The sequence below is a fragment of the Comamonas sp. F1-6 genome, from assembly GCF_039581415.1.
GTDB lineage: Bacteria > Pseudomonadota > Gammaproteobacteria > Burkholderiales > Burkholderiaceae_C > Comamonas > Comamonas thiooxydans.
On record NZ_JBCPWN010000006.1, the window covers coordinates 167887 to 183593 of the forward strand.

Below are 15707 nucleotides of genomic sequence, written 5' to 3' on the forward strand. Positions count from 1 at the left end.
CAGGCCCGGCTTGCGTTCAGGCCTCCAGCAGTTGCGGCTGCCGCTCCTGCACGGACAGGCTGCGCTGCGGTACTTCGCCCAGCTTGAAGGCAGACACCTCGCCTATCAGGCGTGCAGCCTGCTCGCGCAGGCTGGTCGCTGCAGCGGCCGACTGCTCGACCAGCGCTGAGTTCTGCTGCGTGGCATCGTCCAGCCCGGCCACGGACTGGTTGATCTCGGCAATGCCGCGCCCCTGGGTCTGCGAAGCATCGCTGATCTCCTCGATGATCCGCGTCACCCTGGCCACGGCGTCCAGCAGCTCCTGCATGGTGGCGCCCGCATGCTCCACCTGCTGCGATCCGCTGCCCACCTGGGTCACGGAGTCGGTGATGAGCTGGCGCACTTCCTTGGCAGCTTCGGCCGAGCGCTGGGCCAGGCTGCGCACCTCGGCCGCCACCACGGAAAAGCCACGGCCCTGCTCGCCGGCACGCGCAGCCTCCACGGCTGCGTTCAGCGCCAGGATATTGGTCTGGAAGGCGATGGAGTCGATCACGCCGATGATGTCGGCAATCTTGCGCGACGAGTGGTTGATGCCCTCCATGGTCACCACCACTTGCTGGAAAGCTGTTCCGCCACGCTCGGCCACGCCGCGCGCCGACTGCGCCAGCTCACCCGCACTGCGCGTGGCCTCAGTATTGGCCTGCACGCTGTCCGTCAGCACCGACAGCGATGCCGCCGTCTGCTGCAAGGCGCTGGCCGCCTGTTCGGTGCGCTGACTCAGGTCCTGGTTGCCCTGGGCCACCTCGGAGCTGGCCACGGAAATCGAATCGGCGGCCTGGCGCACAGCCCCAACCATGCGCTCCAGCGACGAGACAAAGCGGTTGAAGGCCGAGGCCAGCGCCCCCACCTCGTCATTGCTCTCCACCGGCATGCGACGGCTCAGATCGCCATGGCCGTCGGCAATCTCCTCCAGCATGCGCGCCGCGCGCCCCACGGGTGCGGCAATCGCCCGGCTCACCAGCCAGATCACCAGCAGACCTATGCCGCCGCCCACCAGGCCGGCCACGGCAGAGGTCAGCGCAATGGTTCGCCGCACGCCGCCGAGCACCTGGGCCTCGGGCAGCTCGGCAATCACGTACAGATCCAGCTCGGGCACATAGGAGGAAGCGATCAGCTGGCGGCCCGACGGCGCCTCGTACATGGCATGGGCAAAGCGCTCGCGGTTCAGCAGCGCAGCGCTGAGCTCGGCGCTGAAGCCGGGCCGGTCCTTGAGCCAGTGCTTGCCATCCACCAGCACCGGGTCGCGGTGCACGAGAATGCTGCCGTTGCCGCGCACCAGGGAGACCGAACCGGACTCGCCCACCTGGTAGGCGCGCACGGCCTGCGCCAGCTCATCCACCGACAGGCCCAGGCCCGCAATGCCTTGTCTGCCCTGGCCCGCATCGAAGCGGACATTGATGAAGAGCATATAGGCGTTGGAGCTCACGTCCTTGTCGATTTCCAGCACCTGCGACTTGTCCCCGGCCAGCAGCTCATAGAACCATTGGTCACCCTGGCCCTTGGGCGCCAGCTTGCGCATCGGCCCCTGCTCACCGAAATACTGGCCCGTGGTTCCCGACACCCAGAACACCGATGAGGCCCCGGCCTGCTGCTTGACGGCCTGGGCGTATCTGGCCCACGCGGCATTGCCATCCTCGGGCTCGCCCGCGGCTTCCCAGTCCAGCACAAAGCTGTTGCCGGCGACCGACCTGGCCATGGCCAGCGGCGTACCGATCTGGCGCAGTATGTCGTTGCGGATCTCCCCCACCACGGCCGGCAGCTCCTGACCAACCACACGCTCGCGCAGGCTGGCGCCCGTCAGCACAAAACCCAGCGCCGTGGAAATCGCCACGAACAGCAGCAGGCAGCTCACCATGCTGGACATGAGCTTGGTCCGTATCGACAGGTTGCGAAATGCGTGCATGGGATTCCCTCTTCTAACCAGCTGTAAGCAAGTGTTCGATCAAGGGGCGGCATCTTCTCACGCATACAGGCGCTGCATCTCAGGGACTTCCTCAGCCCGGCCCCACAGCCGTGCCTGGGCAGGGCATTGGCAACAGTTACAGGGCCGCCAACGGCACTATTAAAACCCTTCTAAAATCGCGTTGCAGCCTGCGTTTACAGCTATACATTCAGAAGCACTCGACGCTTGCTGCATCTGGTGTTCATACGTTTTTCATTATTGTCTCTATCAGCCATGACATACTGCGTCGCCCTCAAGCTCAACGCCGGCCTGGTGTTTCTGTCCGACTCCCGCACCAATGCCGGACTCGACCAGATCAGCACCTTCCGCAAAGTCATGCTGTATGAGCAACCGGGCGAGCGCTTCATGGTGCTGCAATCGGCCGGCAATCTGTCCATCACCCAGTCGGTGCGCGAGCTGCTGGAGAGCTTTCAGCTGCACGACACGACCACGGACGAGATGCTGACCATCTGGAATGTGCGCAGCATGTTCGATGCCGCGCGCGTGCTGGGCGCGGCCGTGCGCCATGTGCATGAGCGCGAAGCCACGGCGCTGCAGCGCGCCGGGGTGGACTTCAATGTCTCCATGATTTTTGGCGGCCAGATCCAGGGCGAGCGCATGCGCCTGTTCCAGGTCTATTCGGCGGGCAACTTCATCGAGGCCACGGGCGAGACGCCCTATTTCCAGATCGGCGAATCCAAGTACGGCAAGCCCGTGCTGGACCGCGTCATCACTTCCGAGACCCCGCTGGACGAAGCCGCCAAGTGCGCGCTGGTGTCCATGGACAGCACGCTCAAGTCCAACCTCTCGGTGGGCCTGCCGCTGGATCTGATCGTCTACGAGAACAACCGCTTCGCCACGGACCGCATTGTCTGCCTGGACGCCGACAACCCCTATCTGCGCATGCTGCACGACAGCTGGGGCGAGCGCCTGCGCCATGTCTTCGACAGCATCGACGATCCGGCCTGGGACGGCGGCCAGACCGACACGCCGATTCGCATCCACAGCCCGCGCGCCCATCCTCTGGTTAAAGTGGGAGCACCTGCTGCATCACGCTCGGCCCATGGACTGGGTGCAGGCAATATTCCGCCCGCCGCGCTGCGCCAGCCCGTGGTGCCGGCTCAGGCTGGCCTGAGCATGGCCGATGAATACCAGCGCCTGCAGACGGCAGAGGAGCAGGCGCGCATGCAAAGACAGGCAGGCCTTTCAAGGCGCTAAACTGATCGACGCTCCGACGCCCCTTTGGGGCGTTTTTCATATCCAGCCCGCCTCTCATGTCCCAGCCCACTGCAACAACCGGCAAGCCCAACACCCTGCCCGTGGTCTTCGCGCACGCCAACAGCTTTCCCATCGGCACCTATCGCCTGCTGTTTTCTCTGCTGCGCCAGCGCGGCATCGAAGCCGGCGGCGTGCAGCGCTTCGGCCACGACCCTCTGCATCCCGTCACCAACCACTGGCCGCATCTGGTGGACGAGCTGATCGAATACATCGAGCAGCAGGTCGAGCGACACGGCCAGTCGGTCTATCTGGTGGGCCACTCGTTGGGCGGCATTCTGAGTTTCCAGGCCGCCTCCAAACGCCCCGATCTGGCGCGCGGCGTGCTGCTCATCGACTCGCCCCTGCTGGGCGGCTGGAAGGCGAACGCCGTGGGCCTGGCCAAGCAGACGCAGATCGTGGCCTCGGTCTCCCCCGGCAAGATCAGCCAGCGCCGACGCACCACCTGGGCCAGCAACGAAGAGGCGCTGGAGTATTTCCGCGGCAAGAAGGCCTTTGCCCAGTGGCATCCGCAGGTGCTGCAGGACTATGTGCAGCACGGCCTGGAGGACGACCAGGGCAAGCGCAGCCTGCTGTTCAGGCGCGAGGTGGAAACCGCCATCTACAACACCCTGCCCAGCAATCTCAACAACCAGCTCAGGCGTCACCCGGTGCGCTGCCCGGTGGCCTTCATCGGCGGTCGCTCGTCGGTGGAGATGCGCCAGGTGGGCATGGAGATGACGCAGCGCATCACCCGCGGGCGCATCACCATGCTGGACGGCGGCCATCTGTTTCCCATGGAGCGGCCCGAGGCCACGGCTGCCGCCATCGAGGCTTCGCTGCTCAATATGGAGCAGACCATTTTGCAGAAATCTGCTGGCAGCACTCATAAATAAGTAGCATCTTGCGCTTTTCAGCTAACGATTTCAGTATCAAAACAACCTGAAATTCAATCAGAACAAGCGCTGCAAGCTATTAAAAAAGCCGCTTGCTATCACGCAAGCGGCTTTTTTGTGGGCAGCGCCAAGCCGCTCAATGGTGCCAGTCCACGATGCCGGTATAGGCCGTCACCAGCACGATGATGCCGAAAACGATGCGGTACCAGGCAAAGGGCACAAAGCTGTTGGTGGAGATAAAGCGCAGCAGCCAGCGCACGCACAGCCAGGCGCTGATGAACGAGAAGATCAGGCCCACGGCAAACAGAGGCACATCCGCCATGGACAGCAGCGCGCGCTCCTTGTAGAGGCTGTAGACGCCCGCGCCGATCAGCGTGGGCATGGCCAGGAAGAACGAGAAGTCCGTGGCGGCCTTGCGCGACAGGCCCATGAGCATGCCGCCGATGATGGTGGAGCCGCTGCGGCTGGTGCCGGGCACCAGGGCAAAGCACTGCACCAGGCCGACCTTGAGCGCATCGAGAGCCGTCATATCGTCCACCGACTGCACGCGGGTGGCAGCGGCAGGGCGGTTCTCGGCCCACAGAATCACGAAGCCGCCGAGGATGAAGGTGGTCGCCACGATGACCGGCGTGAACAGATGCTCCTGCACATATTTGCCGAACAGCAGCGCCAGCACCACGGCAGGCAAAAAGCCGATGATGACGTTGAGCGCGAACTTCTGTGCCTGGCGGCTGCTGGGCAACTCCACCAGCGTGTCCCGGATCTTCTGCCAGTACACCAGCATCACGGCAAAGATGGCGCCGGTTTGGATCGCAATCTCAAACACCTTGGCCTTGCCTCCGACAAAACCCATCAGCGAACCCGCCAGGATCAGGTGGCCGGTTGAGGAAATCGGCAAGAACTCGGTCAGCCCTTCCACAATGCCCATGATGGCGGCCTTGACCAGCAATAAAGTATCCACGCGAATCGTCCTTTGGATGCAGGGTTGAAGCAAAGCCGCCCATTATCCGCTCGCCATTTTCCCGCTCGCGCTCACAAGACCTTTTCCGCCCGCCAATCGACAGACAATCGCAAACTTTTACAAGACATGGTTGGTGATTCTGGGCAAAGTCACGCGCCTGTGCTGCAATAGCTGCGCGCCGGTTGTCGGCGTTTTTTCAAAAATCACACCATCATGAAAAAATTTGTGGTCCTGGCTGTCGTGTCCCTGGCCTGCAGCATGAGCATGGCTGCCGGCGACAAACCCAAAACCGCCCAGCAGCAGCTCATGGGCACCTGCAACACTGAAGCCACCGGCAAAAAAGGCGATGAACGCAAGGAGTTCATGAAGTCCTGCCTGTCCGACGGCAAGAAGCGTCAGCAGGAACGCATGAAGAGCTGCAATGCCGACGCCGCCGGCAAAAAGGGCGACGAGCGCAAAGCCTTCATGAGCGAGTGCCTGAAGAAGGACTGAACCGCCTTAGCGGCTTTGCCGATTCCGCGCAGCGCGCAATGCACAAAGCCACCGCAAGGTGGCTTTGTGGTTTCAGGCAGCGGCCGAGGCCGTTCGCCGGGCGCGGCGTTTTTTTAACCAGATGACGACGCCGGTAATGGACAGCATGGCCACCATCACGCCGACCACCGATATCAGCACACGCCCGAAGGTGCCCAGGATGCGGCCGCTGTGCAGCGGCAGCTGCAGTTGCACGAAGACATCGGCTCCCGTGCCGTGCCAGGGACGATAGCTGCCCAGCACCTCGCCGCTTTCCGAGCTCACATAGACATTGGACAGCCCCATGCCCATGGCCCCGGTCTCGTCATCGGGATCGAAGAAGGACACGTTGTAGAACGGGAAATCCCCGCCATACCAGATGCCGCCGGCCTCGGTCTTGATGCCCAGCCGCACCGCCTCCTTGCGTGCGATCTCAATGGCCGTGGCAAAACCGATCTTAGGCTCGATAAAGCTGCCCAGAGGTGCCGGCTTGAGCGTCTCGTAGGGGCCGGGCGTGGTGGTCGACACCTTGCTCATCACGGGATAGAACACCTCGCGGTAGAGATTGATCGAGAACGAGGTGAAGGCCACGATGACGATTACCCCCCAGATCCACAGCGCACCTGCGCGGTGCAGGTCGAAATTGAGCTTGTAGGCACCGGCGCCCCAGCGTATGCGCCAGGACGGCATCCAGCGCGCCCACCAGGACTTGCCGCCAGCCTTGGCGGGCGCGTCCTGCGCCGCAGCCGCCTTCTTCTTCACCGGCAGGGTCAGCACCAGCGCCCAGAAGCTGTCGGCCAGCCACAGCAGTGCGAGACCGCCCATGAACCAATAGCCCCAGCGGTTGCTGCCCGCAAACGTGGGACTGAGCAGGCTTTCATGCAGATGGCGCAGCCAGGGCATGAGATTGCGCCAGCTCAGGGCCAGGCTCTTGGAGTCACGGTGGCCGGTGATGACTCCCGTCACCGGGTCCACGAACACCGTGTTGTAGCCCAGCACATGGGGCTTGCCCGTGGCCTGGGCCACCAGCGGGCGCACCAGAAAGGAAGCCGCCTCGCCCTCGCGCAGGCCCAGGCTCATATACGAGATCTCGGCGCGCGCATCGGCTGCCTGCACGGCCTGGGCCAGTTGCAGCGGCGTCTGCAGCGGGCCGCGTCCCGGCGTGTGCAGCATGTCGGCATTGAGCCAGTCGTCGATTTCATGATCCCACGAGAGCACCGCTCCCGTGAGACCGGTCATGACCAGGAAGGCCGCGAGAAACAGGCCGACCCAGCGATGAACCACGGTCCACAGAGCTCGCATCAGAAGTCCACGCTGGCGGTCAGCGAGAAGGTACGCGGCGCGCCCTGCACCAGATAGCCGTTGGTGGCATAACCGCCGACCGAGGCCCAGTAGTTGCGGTTGGCCACGTTGTCCACGCGTGCATTCAGGGTCACCAGCTTGCCGCCGACGTCCATCAGATAGCGGGCGCCCAGGTCAAAGCGGGTCCAGGCCGGCACGCGCTGGCTGTTGCCGGCATTGGCGTACTGCGCGCCGGTATACATCAGCCGCGCATTCAATGCCAGGCCGTGCACGCCCGGCACGTCCCAGTCAGCGCCGATATTGGCCTGGCTGCGGGGCACGCCCACCACGCGCTTGCCATCATTGGCGCCACTCGCCGTGGTCAGGTATTTTGCGTCCAGCAGAGTCAGGCCGCCGAGCAAGCGCAGGCCCTTGACGGGCTCGCCGAACACATTGAACTCCAGACCGCGATTGCGCTGCTTGCCGAACACGCCGTAGACATTGTTCTGCACATAGGCGCTGGGCATGCTGGTGGTGAAGAAGGAGACGCTGGCGCCGATATTGCCGCCGTCGTATTTGAGGCCTGCCTCCTTCTGGCGGGAGACATAGGGAGCGAACACCTGGCCAGCATTGCTGACCACCTGGCCTCCGTTGGTCATGGGTGCGCTGCCGCCCTTGGCCAGCCCTTCGATGTAGTTGGCATAAGCCGACACCTCAGGAGTCAGCTTGAACACCAGGCCCGCCACCGGAGTCACGCGGCTCTTGTCGTAGTTGCCCGAGCTTGCGCCCGTCGTTGCATCGAAGCCGTCGACCTTGATGCTCTGGTAGCGCATGCCCACCGTCAGCAGCAGGCGCTCGTCCATGAAGCCCAGGGTATCGGCCAGCGCCAGACTGCTGGTCTTGATGCGCTCGGTCTCGCGCGGGCTGCCCAGTATGCCTCCCAGTCCGGTATAGCCAGGCGCAGGCAGGGCCACCGGGTTGTAGATGTTGTTGCTCTGGCCGGTTGCGTAGTTATAGCCCCAGGCATTGCGCTCGCTGGAATCGAAGGCCGACAGCGAAGCCACCACCGAATGCTTGACCGAGCCGGTCTCAAACTTGCCGCGCAGGCCCAGCTCGCCGGTCTTGACGCGGTTCTTGCGCGTGTTGTCGAAGCGGTTGACCGTGGCATCGCCTGCCGCGCTGGACAGCGTCAGGCCCGACAGCGCGTTGTCCTCGCTGCCCCGGCGCATGCCCACAGCGGCCCAGCCAGTCCATTGGTCGTTGAAGTCGTACTCCCCGCGCACCGTGCCGAACAGGTCACGGCTGTTGGAGTAGGTCCAGGGCTGGGCGTAGTTGGTCTTGCTGTCCGGAGCAGCCGGAATGGGTAGATTGCCCGAAGGTGTCAGCGAGGGACGCGGCGCCGTCAGCTTGTGTTCCTGCCAGCCCAGATCGGCCGACAGGCGTGCACGGCTGCTGCGCCAGTCCAGGCCCAGCGAGCCGACTGTGGTGTGAACCTTCTCGCTGCTCACGCCGGTGCCACCGCTGCGCCGCGCAAGATTCAGGCGCACACCTGCTGCATCATCGGGGCCGAAGCGGCGAGCCACATCAGCAGCCGCGTAGGCCTGCCCGCCACTGGCGCCACCCAGGGTCACACGATTGAGCGGCTCGTTGCCCGCACGCTTGGGCACCACATTGATGAGGCCGCCCAGACCGCCACCGCTGACGCTGCCGGCGCCCGCGCCGCTGAGAAAGGCATTCGCTCCGCGAAACACCTCCACACGTTCCACGAACTCCGACGCCATGTACTGGCGCGGCACCAGACCGTACAGGCCGTTATAGGCCACATCGTCGGAATACAGCACAAAGCCGCGCACAAAGTAAGCCTGCTGGAAGTTACCGAAGCCGCGTGCCGAGCGCACGCCGGCATCGTTGAGCAACACATCGCCCACGCTCTTGGCCTGCTGATCCTGAATCAGATCACTGGTATAGCTGGTGGCGGAAAACGGGGTCTCCATCATGTCCTGGTTTCCAAGCACGCCGACACGCGCGCCGCGCGCCACCTGCCCACCCGCAAAAGACTTGGCCAGACCCTGGGCCGAAGCATCGGCGCTGGCCTCCACGGTCACGGTCTGCAGGGCAGCTTCTGACTCAGTGCTGGAAGTCTGGGCAAAAACACTCTGCTGGCTGCACAGTGCGAGAGCAGCCAGGGAAATCGGTCGGAGCAGGAACATTATTAATGTTATTGAGAATGATTTTCAGAATCGTTAATTTTAATAATCAATCTCCTTTGCCGATGCCTAACACCCTGAGATCTCAACGGGATCCAAGGCAGGCTGCAAGTCCTGAAGCTGCCGCGTGATATGTGTGCGCGCACAAACAAACACAGGCAAAACCAGTACACCACTCACACCTGCTGAGGAGCAACTGGCTCCCGTGTCTGGTCACTTCGTCGCAAAGCACTGGTCGGCAGCAGGCCCGGCTTGCACAGTCATGTGCAAGCACCAGGAGCCAGCCATGACACTCACACCTCTGATTGCCTTTCACATGGGTTGCGCCATCGCAGCCACCTTGACCGGAGCCACTGCACTCTGGGCCAGGCGCCAGGCCGGCCCGCTGCCCTGGCTGCACAGAATCGCAGGCTATGGCTTTGTGCTGCTCATGCTGGCCACCGCCATCTCCGCCTTGTTCATACGCGACTTCAAGCTGCCCAACTGGGCAGGCTTCACGCCCATTCATCTGCTGATTCCCGTGACGCTGGGCAGCCTGGCGCTGTCCTTCTGGCATCTGGCCCATCGACGCATTGCCCAGCATCGCAGCGTCATGCGCAAGCTGTACTTCGGCAGCTGCGTCGTCGCTGGACTGTTCACGCTGCTTCCGGGCCGGCTGCTCGGCAATCTGCTGTGGCAGCGATTGGCCTGATCCCCGTTCTCACCCCCACACTCGACAAGGAAAAGACATGAACCCGATCTCTGAAGACGCTCTGCGCCAGCTGGCACGCCGTCGCGCCGGCATGAAGCTGGGCTGGTATATCCATGCAGCGGTCTATGCTGCGGTGAATCTCGGGCTCATGGCCCTGGCCCTGAGCCAGGGACGGCACTGGGCCGTCTACCCGGCTCTGGGCTGGGGTCTGGGCCTGCTGATTCATGGCGCAGTGGTCTGGCTGCTGGCACCCGGCAGTCCGCTCTTTCAACAACTGCTGGAGCACGAGCTGAAAACGCTGCAGCGCAGCGAAAAACGCTAGATGCCATGCCACCCATCACCTACCATGCCCGTCATGTCCATGTTTGCGCCCGCACCCCTCTTTCGTCACGCCGGCATCACCGTGGCTGCCTGTCTGCTGATCGCTGCGGCCTTGACGGCACTCGGCCAGGGCCTGTGGGATGTCAATCTCGCCTATTCGCTGGCCATAGGCCTGATCAGCTGGCTAAGCATCGATCTGCTCAGGCTGCGCTGGCGCGAGTCCGACGAGATCCCCTGGCCGCGCGGCATGCGCGGCATGGCCGTGGTGCCGCTGGGAATTGCAGCAGGCCTGATTCTGGGCAATCCGCTGGGTAGTTTCTACGTTCAGCAACTCCATCCCGAACTGCCCGCCGCAGCCCGGCCCTCGCTATGGTTGCCGCTTGCCATCACCATGGCGACCAGCATTGCCATGTCCTGGGGCTTTTATGTGGTGGGCAAGTCGCGCCATCTGCAAATGCAGGCAGAGCAGGCCCAGCGCCAGGCCGCCGAAGCCCGGCTCAGCCTGCTGCAGGCCCAGCTGGAGCCGCATATGCTGTTCAACACCCTGGCCAATCTTCGCGTGCTGATCACCACCGATGCGCCACGCGCCGAGCAGATGCTCGATCATCTGATTGCCTACCTGCGAGCCACGCTGGCCGGCTCGCGCCACGGCACCCACAGTCTTGCCAGCGAATTTGCCTTGCTGGCCGACTATCTGGCCCTGATGCAGATCCGCATGGGCGACCGGCTCAGCTATGGCCTGCATCTGCCCGCTGAACTGGCCGAACTGCCCGTGCCAACCCTGCTGCTGCAACCGCTGGTGGAGAACAGCATTCGCCACGGACTGGAGCCCCAGCTGGCCGGCGGCCACATTGCCGTTCAGGCCGGCATGCTGGATGACAGCCATCTTTTGCTCAGCGTGCATGACAATGGCCTGGGCCTGCCGGCGCTGCCTGGCGAGCCCCCTTCCGGCTCCGGCTTTGGCCTGCAGCAGATTCACGAACGCCTGGCCAGTCGCTACGGCAGCGCTGCCCGCTTCGATCTGACGGCAGACAGCGCAGGCGGAACCAGGGCCTGCATCGTATTACCCCTGAAGTCCCAGCCATGAACACCAGTCCGCCACGCGCCCTGATTGCCGAAGACGAACCGCTGCTGGCCCTGGCATTGCAGCAGTTGCTGGGCCAGCTCTGGCCCCAGTTGCAGATCGAGGCCAGGGTGGCCGACGGCATCAGCGCCGTGCAGCAGGCGCTGGAGCGGCTGCCCGATCTGCTGTTCCTGGACATTCGCATGCCCGGCCAGACGGGGCTGGAAGCCGCCGCCGAAATCGCCGATGCCTGGCCTGAGGAGCAAGCACTGCCGGCGATTGTCTTTGTCACCGCCTACGATCAGTACGCCCTGGCGGCCTTCGAGGCCTGCGCCATGGACTATCTGCTCAAGCCGGTGCAGGCGGCGCGCCTCGGCCAGACCGTGCAGCGCCTGCAGCAGTGGTGGCAGCAGCGCCAGCCGGTACAGGGCACGGACCTTGCCATGCAGAATCACCGTCAGCTCGAACAGCTGCTCGGGCTGCAGCAGCAACTGCTGGGGCAGGTCCCCGCCGCGCTGCAGATCATTCAGGCCAGCGTCGGCAACCAGATCCATATGGTGAGGGTGCAGGACATCATCTACCTCGAAGCCGCCGACAAATATCTGCGCGTGCTGACGGCCGCTCAGGAGTATCTGATCCGCACCCCGCTCAAGGATTTGCTGCCGCAGCTCGACGCCCGCGAGTTCTGGCAAATCCATCGCGGTACCGTGGTGCGCGTTCAAGCCATTGCCAGCGCCCAGCGTGACGAGTCCGGGCGCCTGAGCCTGCTGCTGCGTGACCGCCCTGAAAAGCTGGCCGTCAGCCGTCTATACGCAACACGGTTCAAGGCGATGTAGCCAGCTCCATCACATCCTCCCAGTCCACCCCCTGCATGGCATCCCAATGCGCCACGATGACGCTGCGGGGTCGCGCCGGGTTCTTGAGCTCGGCTGCCATGGCAGCCAGCGCATGCTGCACATAACGCTCGGACGGCTTGTCCAGCGCCGCCAGCGGCTCGTCGATCAGTACCAGCTCGGCTGCGCTGGCCCAGCCAGCGGCCATCCACAGCTTGCGCTGCGTGCCCGACGACAGGGCCAGCAGCGGCTTGTGCAGATGCGGCTCCAGCCCGAAGCCCTGCACATGCTGCTCGAACTGCTGCTGTGACCAATGCGGATACAGCGTGCGCTGCAAAGCCACCCAGCTCTCGGCCGGCATCTGGCTATAGACATCGTTGAGCGGCTGGCGTGGGTCCTGCCAGAAGCAGGAGCTTGCAGCCAGGCGGCCGTTATCGGCGAACGGATAGTGCAGCAAGCCCATGCGCAGCGGCAATTGCCCAGCCAATGCCTTGAGCCAGCTGGTCTTGCCCGTGCCCTCGTCGCCTTGCAGCAGACACAACCCTGCATGCCAGCAATGCGAGGCCTCATGGGCCACCACCCGGCCCGGGTAGCCGAAGCTCACCTGCAGAGCCTGCACCATGCAGAGCGACTCGCAGCCATCATCGAGTTCAGAATTCATAGCTGACAACGCCTTTGTATATATGTCCACGGCTGATTGTGTCCAAAGAACCCACGGCCATGCGCAAAGCAAGGCACAGGCACAATGGCGTCCCTCTCAACAGCGCGCAATATGCCATGGCTCTGGATTATCTGGAATTCGATTACAGCGAAGATGAAGAAGGCACGGGCACCTGGGACGCCATGGCCAGCGTCAAGGCCGAGCGCGTACCAGCTTTGGCCGGCGAAATCGAATCCCTGCTGCGCTGGGCCAGCCAGAAGTTTGCTGGCCGCCAGGGCGCCCTGGAAGACGGCAATGACTGGGACTATGACCTGCAGGCGCAGGACGACGACGGCGAGCCCCTGAGCGCCCGCTTCGACAGGGCAGCAGGCAGGCTGGAGCTGCAGGCCTCGGCCACGGGCCGCACCACGGTCAGCCTCTGCCTTTCGGGCTCCACGCAGTTCGGCGATGCACTGCGCCAGGCCTTTGATCTCGAAGCCTGACATCCGGGCCTGCAGCCACGGCGCTTGAAGTCAGGTGCGTGCTGTGCACAATGGAAGGCTCAAAGCGATTTGCAAAGGCAATGCCATGACCGAGCGACTCTCTGCCCCGTTTGTCATCGAGCAATTCATCAAGGCACCTCGCGAGCTGGTCTATGCGGCCTTCACGCAAGGCGAGCACCTGAGTCACTGGATGCGCCCGCCCGGCATGGTGATGACGCAATGCGAAGTGGATGCACGCGAAGGCGGCAGCTTTCATTACGGCATGCGTGCCGAAGCCATGCCCCAGGCACCCGCGATGTGGGGCAAATGGAGCTTCAGGGAGCTGAAAGCGCCCGAGCGCATCGTCGTCGTGGTGCAGTTCAGCGATGCCGCAGGCGGCGTCACGCGCCACCCGATGGCGCCGCAATGGCCGCTCTATACCCTGTCGACCACCACGCTCGGCGAGGAAGCCGGCGGCACACGCCTGCATCTGGAATGGCGTGCCCTTAACGCCAGTGCCGTGGAAGAAGCGGTGTTCGACAGCTCGCACGCCAGCATGAACATGGGCTGGAGCGGCAGCATGCAGTTGCTGGCCGGCTATCTGGCCAGGATACAGGCGGCCTAGCGATCCATATCCTGTCGCTGCCTGGGTGGCTCGGCCGCATTTCTGCGACTGGCCCCGGCACGCCCGGCCTTGCTCCACTGATAGTCCACGCCGTCGGGCGTCTTGCCATCCTCGACCGCAGACACGCCTACGGGCCCGACCATATCGCGCAACTCCGACGAAATCACCACATGGGCATGGCGCTCGTCCTTGCGCAGTTGCTGGCACAGGGCCAGCGCCTCGCTCATCTGCGCGTCGGAGAAGGCCCGGCATTGCGGCTGCCAGACCGGTGTCTGACCCTCGGGCTTGGAGTTGCGCAGGTAGAAAACAGCAATGCTCATGGCTTGATCTTCACAACAACAGAGCCACGGTTGTAACCCAGAGCACAAGCCTGCACGGCGCGCTCACTCTTTGCGCTGCCCGGCGTCCAGCGGCTCCCAGTGCCCTGCCACATTCTTTAGCAAGGTGTTCACGGCCGTCAGCCTGCGGTTTCTGACGCTGTTGAGGCTGTTCTGGGCGCCGAGCACCGTCGTCTGGGCCGAGAGCACATTCAGATAGGCCACGATGCCGGCCTGGTACTGGTTGTTGGCCACGGTCAGCGACTTCTGCGCTGCGGCCAGGGCCTCGGTCTGCACCTGCTCCTCCTGCGCCAGATTGACGGCAGCGACCAGGTTGTCCTCCACCTCCTGCAGCGCAGTCAGCACAGTCTGCTTGTAGGTGGCAGCATTCAGGTCCAGCGTGGCACGGGCCGACTCCACGGCCGCCGAACGCGCTCCACCGTCAAACAGGCTCATGGCCAGCGCCGGTCCCAGCGACCAGAACAGATTCGGTGCATTGAGCAGATCGGAGAGCACGGAGTTGCGATAGCCCGCCGATGCCGACAGGGTCAGCGAGGGAAAATAGGCCGCACGCGCCACGCCGATCTGCGCATTGGCCATGGCCACGCGGCGCTCGGCGGCAGCGATGTCGGGGCGCCTCTCCAGCAAGGTGGAGGCCAGCATCTCGGGCACTGCAGGCGGCGTCGGCAGGTGGCCGGTCACCGGCAGGCTGAAATTGGCCGGGGCCTTGCCCAGCAAGGCCGCCAGCGCATGCTCGTACTGGGCACGCGTGATGCTGGCCTCCAGCAGGCTGGCCTGGGTGCTCTTGTACTGGGACTGGGCCTGCGCCACATCGGCCGAAGACACCACGCCCGCCTGGTAGCGATTCTGCGTGAGCTTCAGGCTTTGCTCGTAGGCCTCCAAACTCTCCTGCAGATACTTCATCTGCGCCTCGGCGGCACGCAGCGAGAAATAGGTCTGGGCCACCGATGCCTGGGCCGACAGACGGGCCGCAGCCAGATCGTCGGCACTGGCCTGGGCCGAAGCGCGGCTGGCATCCACCGCGCCAGAAAGCTTGCCCCAGAGATCCAGCTCCCAGCTGGCGCTCAGGCCCAGCGAGAAGTTGTTGTTGATGCTGCCGCTGCGCGCCACGTTCTCGCCATTGGTGTTGCTGTAGGTGCCGCCGCCAGTCAAGGCACGCGAGCCGCTGCCCGTGGTGCCGAGCGTGGGCAATTGCGCGGCGCGGCTGCTGGCGACGGCGGCCTGGGCCGAGCGCAGACGGGCCACGGCCTGCTCCACGCCGGGATTGCCTGCGGCTGCCGCCTGCTGCAGCTGATCCAGCGTGCTGTCGCCATACACCGTCCACCACTGGTCGGGCACTGCCGCGGCCGGGCTGGCCGCCGAGCTCTGCGCCGGTTGCCAGATGCCGAACTGCGCAGCCTGCGGAGTGGCTTCCTTGAACTGCGCGGGCACTTCCAGCTTTGGCACTTGATAAGCAGGCTGAGTGGAGCATGCGGCCAGCAAGACAGCGACAACGATCGGCAATAGACGGGGAAGCGAGCGAGGCAGCGCCATGACGGATGTATTCATAAAAGTGAGCTGCTTGCGCTTCTCCTGACTGGATTTGAAGCCGATTTGATTCAAAAAGTGTGCTGGCATATTCATC

At 63.9% G+C, this 15707-nt stretch carries 16 protein-coding genes; 9 read left to right on the forward strand and 7 right to left on the reverse strand.

What is annotated here, in order from left to right; translation table 11 throughout:
- Positions 1 to 16: 16 nt before the first annotated feature.
- Entirely contained in the window at positions 17 to 1942 is a 1926-nt protein-coding gene (locus AAIL66_RS08800; RefSeq protein WP_343496510.1) for a methyl-accepting chemotaxis protein, read from the reverse strand.
- A gap of 273 nt (positions 1943 to 2215) precedes the next feature.
- Here AAIL66_RS08800 and AAIL66_RS08805 point away from each other — a divergent pair, with 273 nt between their 5' ends.
- Positions 2216 to 3199, forward strand: a complete 984-nt coding sequence (locus AAIL66_RS08805) for a proteasome-type protease (RefSeq protein ID WP_034352787.1) — start codon at positions 2216 to 2218, stop codon at positions 3197 to 3199.
- A 56-nt stretch (positions 3200 to 3255) separates the two neighbouring features.
- A complete protein-coding gene (locus AAIL66_RS08810) occupies positions 3256 to 4131 on the forward strand; it encodes an alpha/beta hydrolase (RefSeq protein WP_343496511.1) in 876 nt (291 codons plus the stop codon).
- A gap of 136 nt (positions 4132 to 4267) precedes the next feature.
- Here the strand turns inward: AAIL66_RS08810 and AAIL66_RS08815 are convergent, their stop codons facing one another.
- Positions 4268 to 5092, reverse strand: coding sequence for an undecaprenyl-diphosphate phosphatase (locus AAIL66_RS08815; RefSeq protein ID WP_003069230.1), 825 nt, complete (start codon positions 5090 to 5092; stop codon positions 4268 to 4270).
- Positions 5093 to 5305: 213 nt separating this feature from the next.
- Here AAIL66_RS08815 and AAIL66_RS08820 point away from each other — a divergent pair, with 213 nt between their 5' ends.
- Positions 5306 to 5584 (forward strand): PsiF family protein, encoded by a 279-nt coding sequence (locus tag AAIL66_RS08820; protein WP_003052901.1) that lies wholly within the window; start codon positions 5306 to 5308, stop codon positions 5582 to 5584.
- A gap of 72 nt (positions 5585 to 5656) precedes the next feature.
- Here AAIL66_RS08820 and AAIL66_RS08825 read toward each other — a convergent pair whose 3' ends face one another.
- Positions 5657 to 6904 carry a PepSY-associated TM helix domain-containing protein gene (locus AAIL66_RS08825; protein WP_343496512.1) on the reverse strand — a complete coding sequence of 416 codons (1248 nt, stop codon included), beginning with the start codon at positions 6902 to 6904 and terminating at the stop codon, positions 5657 to 5659.
- Positions 6904 to 9093: a TonB-dependent siderophore receptor gene (locus AAIL66_RS08830; RefSeq protein ID WP_343496513.1), complete on the reverse strand. Its 2190-nt coding sequence runs from the start codon at positions 9091 to 9093 to the stop codon at positions 6904 to 6906. Before AAIL66_RS08830 ends, AAIL66_RS08825 begins: the two co-directional genes overlap by 1 nt.
- Before the next feature lie 283 nt (positions 9094 to 9376).
- Between AAIL66_RS08830 and AAIL66_RS08835 the strand changes: the two genes are divergently transcribed.
- The 4 genes from AAIL66_RS08835 to AAIL66_RS08850 are packed head-to-tail and all read left to right on the forward strand — an operon-like array spanning position 9377 to position 12001.
- On the forward strand, positions 9377 to 9781 hold the full coding sequence (locus AAIL66_RS08835) for a DUF2306 domain-containing protein (protein ID WP_034352920.1): 405 nt from the start codon (positions 9377 to 9379) through the stop codon (positions 9779 to 9781).
- Positions 9782 to 9818: 37 nt separating this feature from the next.
- Positions 9819 to 10103: a 2TM domain-containing protein gene (locus AAIL66_RS08840; protein WP_343496514.1), complete on the forward strand. Its 285-nt coding sequence runs from the start codon at positions 9819 to 9821 to the stop codon at positions 10101 to 10103.
- Between the two features lie 24 nt (positions 10104 to 10127).
- Complete coding sequence (locus AAIL66_RS08845; RefSeq protein WP_343496515.1) at positions 10128 to 11189, forward strand: histidine kinase; 1062 nt, start codon at positions 10128 to 10130, stop codon at positions 11187 to 11189.
- Complete coding sequence (locus tag AAIL66_RS08850) at positions 11186 to 12001, forward strand: LytTR family DNA-binding domain-containing protein (RefSeq protein ID WP_343496516.1); 816 nt, start codon at positions 11186 to 11188, stop codon at positions 11999 to 12001. Before AAIL66_RS08845 ends, AAIL66_RS08850 begins: the two co-directional genes overlap by 4 nt.
- Here the strand turns inward: AAIL66_RS08850 and AAIL66_RS08855 are convergent.
- Positions 11988 to 12659 (reverse strand): ATP-binding cassette domain-containing protein, encoded by a 672-nt coding sequence (locus AAIL66_RS08855; RefSeq protein ID WP_045839900.1) that lies wholly within the window; start codon positions 12657 to 12659, stop codon positions 11988 to 11990. The two genes, AAIL66_RS08850 and AAIL66_RS08855, sit on opposite strands and share 14 nt — an antisense overlap.
- Before the next feature lie 116 nt (positions 12660 to 12775).
- Here AAIL66_RS08855 and AAIL66_RS08860 point away from each other — a divergent pair, with 116 nt between their 5' ends.
- Positions 12776 to 13141, forward strand: coding sequence for a hypothetical protein (locus tag AAIL66_RS08860; protein ID WP_343496517.1), 366 nt, complete (start codon positions 12776 to 12778; stop codon positions 13139 to 13141).
- Between the two features lie 85 nt (positions 13142 to 13226).
- The gene (locus AAIL66_RS08865) at positions 13227 to 13745 is read left to right on the forward strand and encodes an SRPBCC domain-containing protein (protein WP_063664002.1); all 519 of its coding nucleotides are present in this window, start codon (positions 13227 to 13229) and stop codon (positions 13743 to 13745) included.
- On the opposite strand, the gene AAIL66_RS08870 is transcribed toward AAIL66_RS08865, so the two are convergent.
- Both AAIL66_RS08870 and AAIL66_RS08875 read right to left on the reverse strand, forming a co-directional pair.
- Positions 13742 to 14065 carry a hypothetical protein gene (locus AAIL66_RS08870; protein ID WP_343496518.1) on the reverse strand — a complete coding sequence of 108 codons (324 nt, stop codon included), beginning with the start codon at positions 14063 to 14065 and terminating at the stop codon, positions 13742 to 13744. The two genes, AAIL66_RS08865 and AAIL66_RS08870, sit on opposite strands and share 4 nt — an antisense overlap.
- 63 nt (positions 14066 to 14128) lie before the next feature.
- Complete coding sequence (locus AAIL66_RS08875; protein WP_343496519.1) at positions 14129 to 15706, reverse strand: efflux transporter outer membrane subunit; 1578 nt, start codon at positions 15704 to 15706, stop codon at positions 14129 to 14131.
- Position 15707 lies beyond the last annotated feature (1 nt).

Excerpts from the sequence above, each read along its gene's own strand:
- AAIL66_RS08830 (WP_343496513.1), bottom strand. The coding sequence starts at position 9,093 with ATGTTCCTGCTCCGACCGATTTCCCTGGCTGCTCTCGCACTGTGCAGC.
- AAIL66_RS08865 (WP_063664002.1), top strand. The coding sequence starts at position 13,227 with ATGACCGAGCGACTCTCTGCCCCGTTTGTCATCGAGCAATTCATCAAG.
- AAIL66_RS08855 (WP_045839900.1), bottom strand. The coding sequence starts at position 12,659 with ATGAATTCTGAACTCGATGATGGCTGCGAGTCGCTCTGCATGGTGCAG.
- AAIL66_RS08805 (WP_034352787.1), top strand. The coding sequence starts at position 2,216 with ATGACATACTGCGTCGCCCTCAAGCTCAACGCCGGCCTGGTGTTTCTG.
- AAIL66_RS08825 (WP_343496512.1), bottom strand. The coding sequence starts at position 6,904 with ATGCGAGCTCTGTGGACCGTGGTTCATCGCTGGGTCGGCCTGTTTCTC.
- AAIL66_RS08850 (WP_343496516.1), top strand. The coding sequence starts at position 11,186 with ATGAACACCAGTCCGCCACGCGCCCTGATTGCCGAAGACGAACCGCTG.
- AAIL66_RS08870 (WP_343496518.1), bottom strand. The coding sequence starts at position 14,065 with ATGAGCATTGCTGTTTTCTACCTGCGCAACTCCAAGCCCGAGGGTCAG.
- AAIL66_RS08860 (WP_343496517.1), top strand. The coding sequence starts at position 12,776 with ATGGCTCTGGATTATCTGGAATTCGATTACAGCGAAGATGAAGAAGGC.
- AAIL66_RS08875 (WP_343496519.1), bottom strand. The coding sequence starts at position 15,706 with ATGAATATGCCAGCACACTTTTTGAATCAAATCGGCTTCAAATCCAGT.
- AAIL66_RS08810 (WP_343496511.1), top strand. The coding sequence starts at position 3,256 with ATGTCCCAGCCCACTGCAACAACCGGCAAGCCCAACACCCTGCCCGTG.
- AAIL66_RS08845 (WP_343496515.1), top strand. The coding sequence starts at position 10,128 with ATGCCCGTCATGTCCATGTTTGCGCCCGCACCCCTCTTTCGTCACGCC.
- AAIL66_RS08820 (WP_003052901.1), top strand. The coding sequence starts at position 5,306 with ATGAAAAAATTTGTGGTCCTGGCTGTCGTGTCCCTGGCCTGCAGCATG.
- AAIL66_RS08800 (WP_343496510.1), bottom strand. The coding sequence starts at position 1,942 with ATGCACGCATTTCGCAACCTGTCGATACGGACCAAGCTCATGTCCAGC.
- AAIL66_RS08840 (WP_343496514.1), top strand. The coding sequence starts at position 9,819 with ATGAACCCGATCTCTGAAGACGCTCTGCGCCAGCTGGCACGCCGTCGC.
- AAIL66_RS08835 (WP_034352920.1), top strand. The coding sequence starts at position 9,377 with ATGACACTCACACCTCTGATTGCCTTTCACATGGGTTGCGCCATCGCA.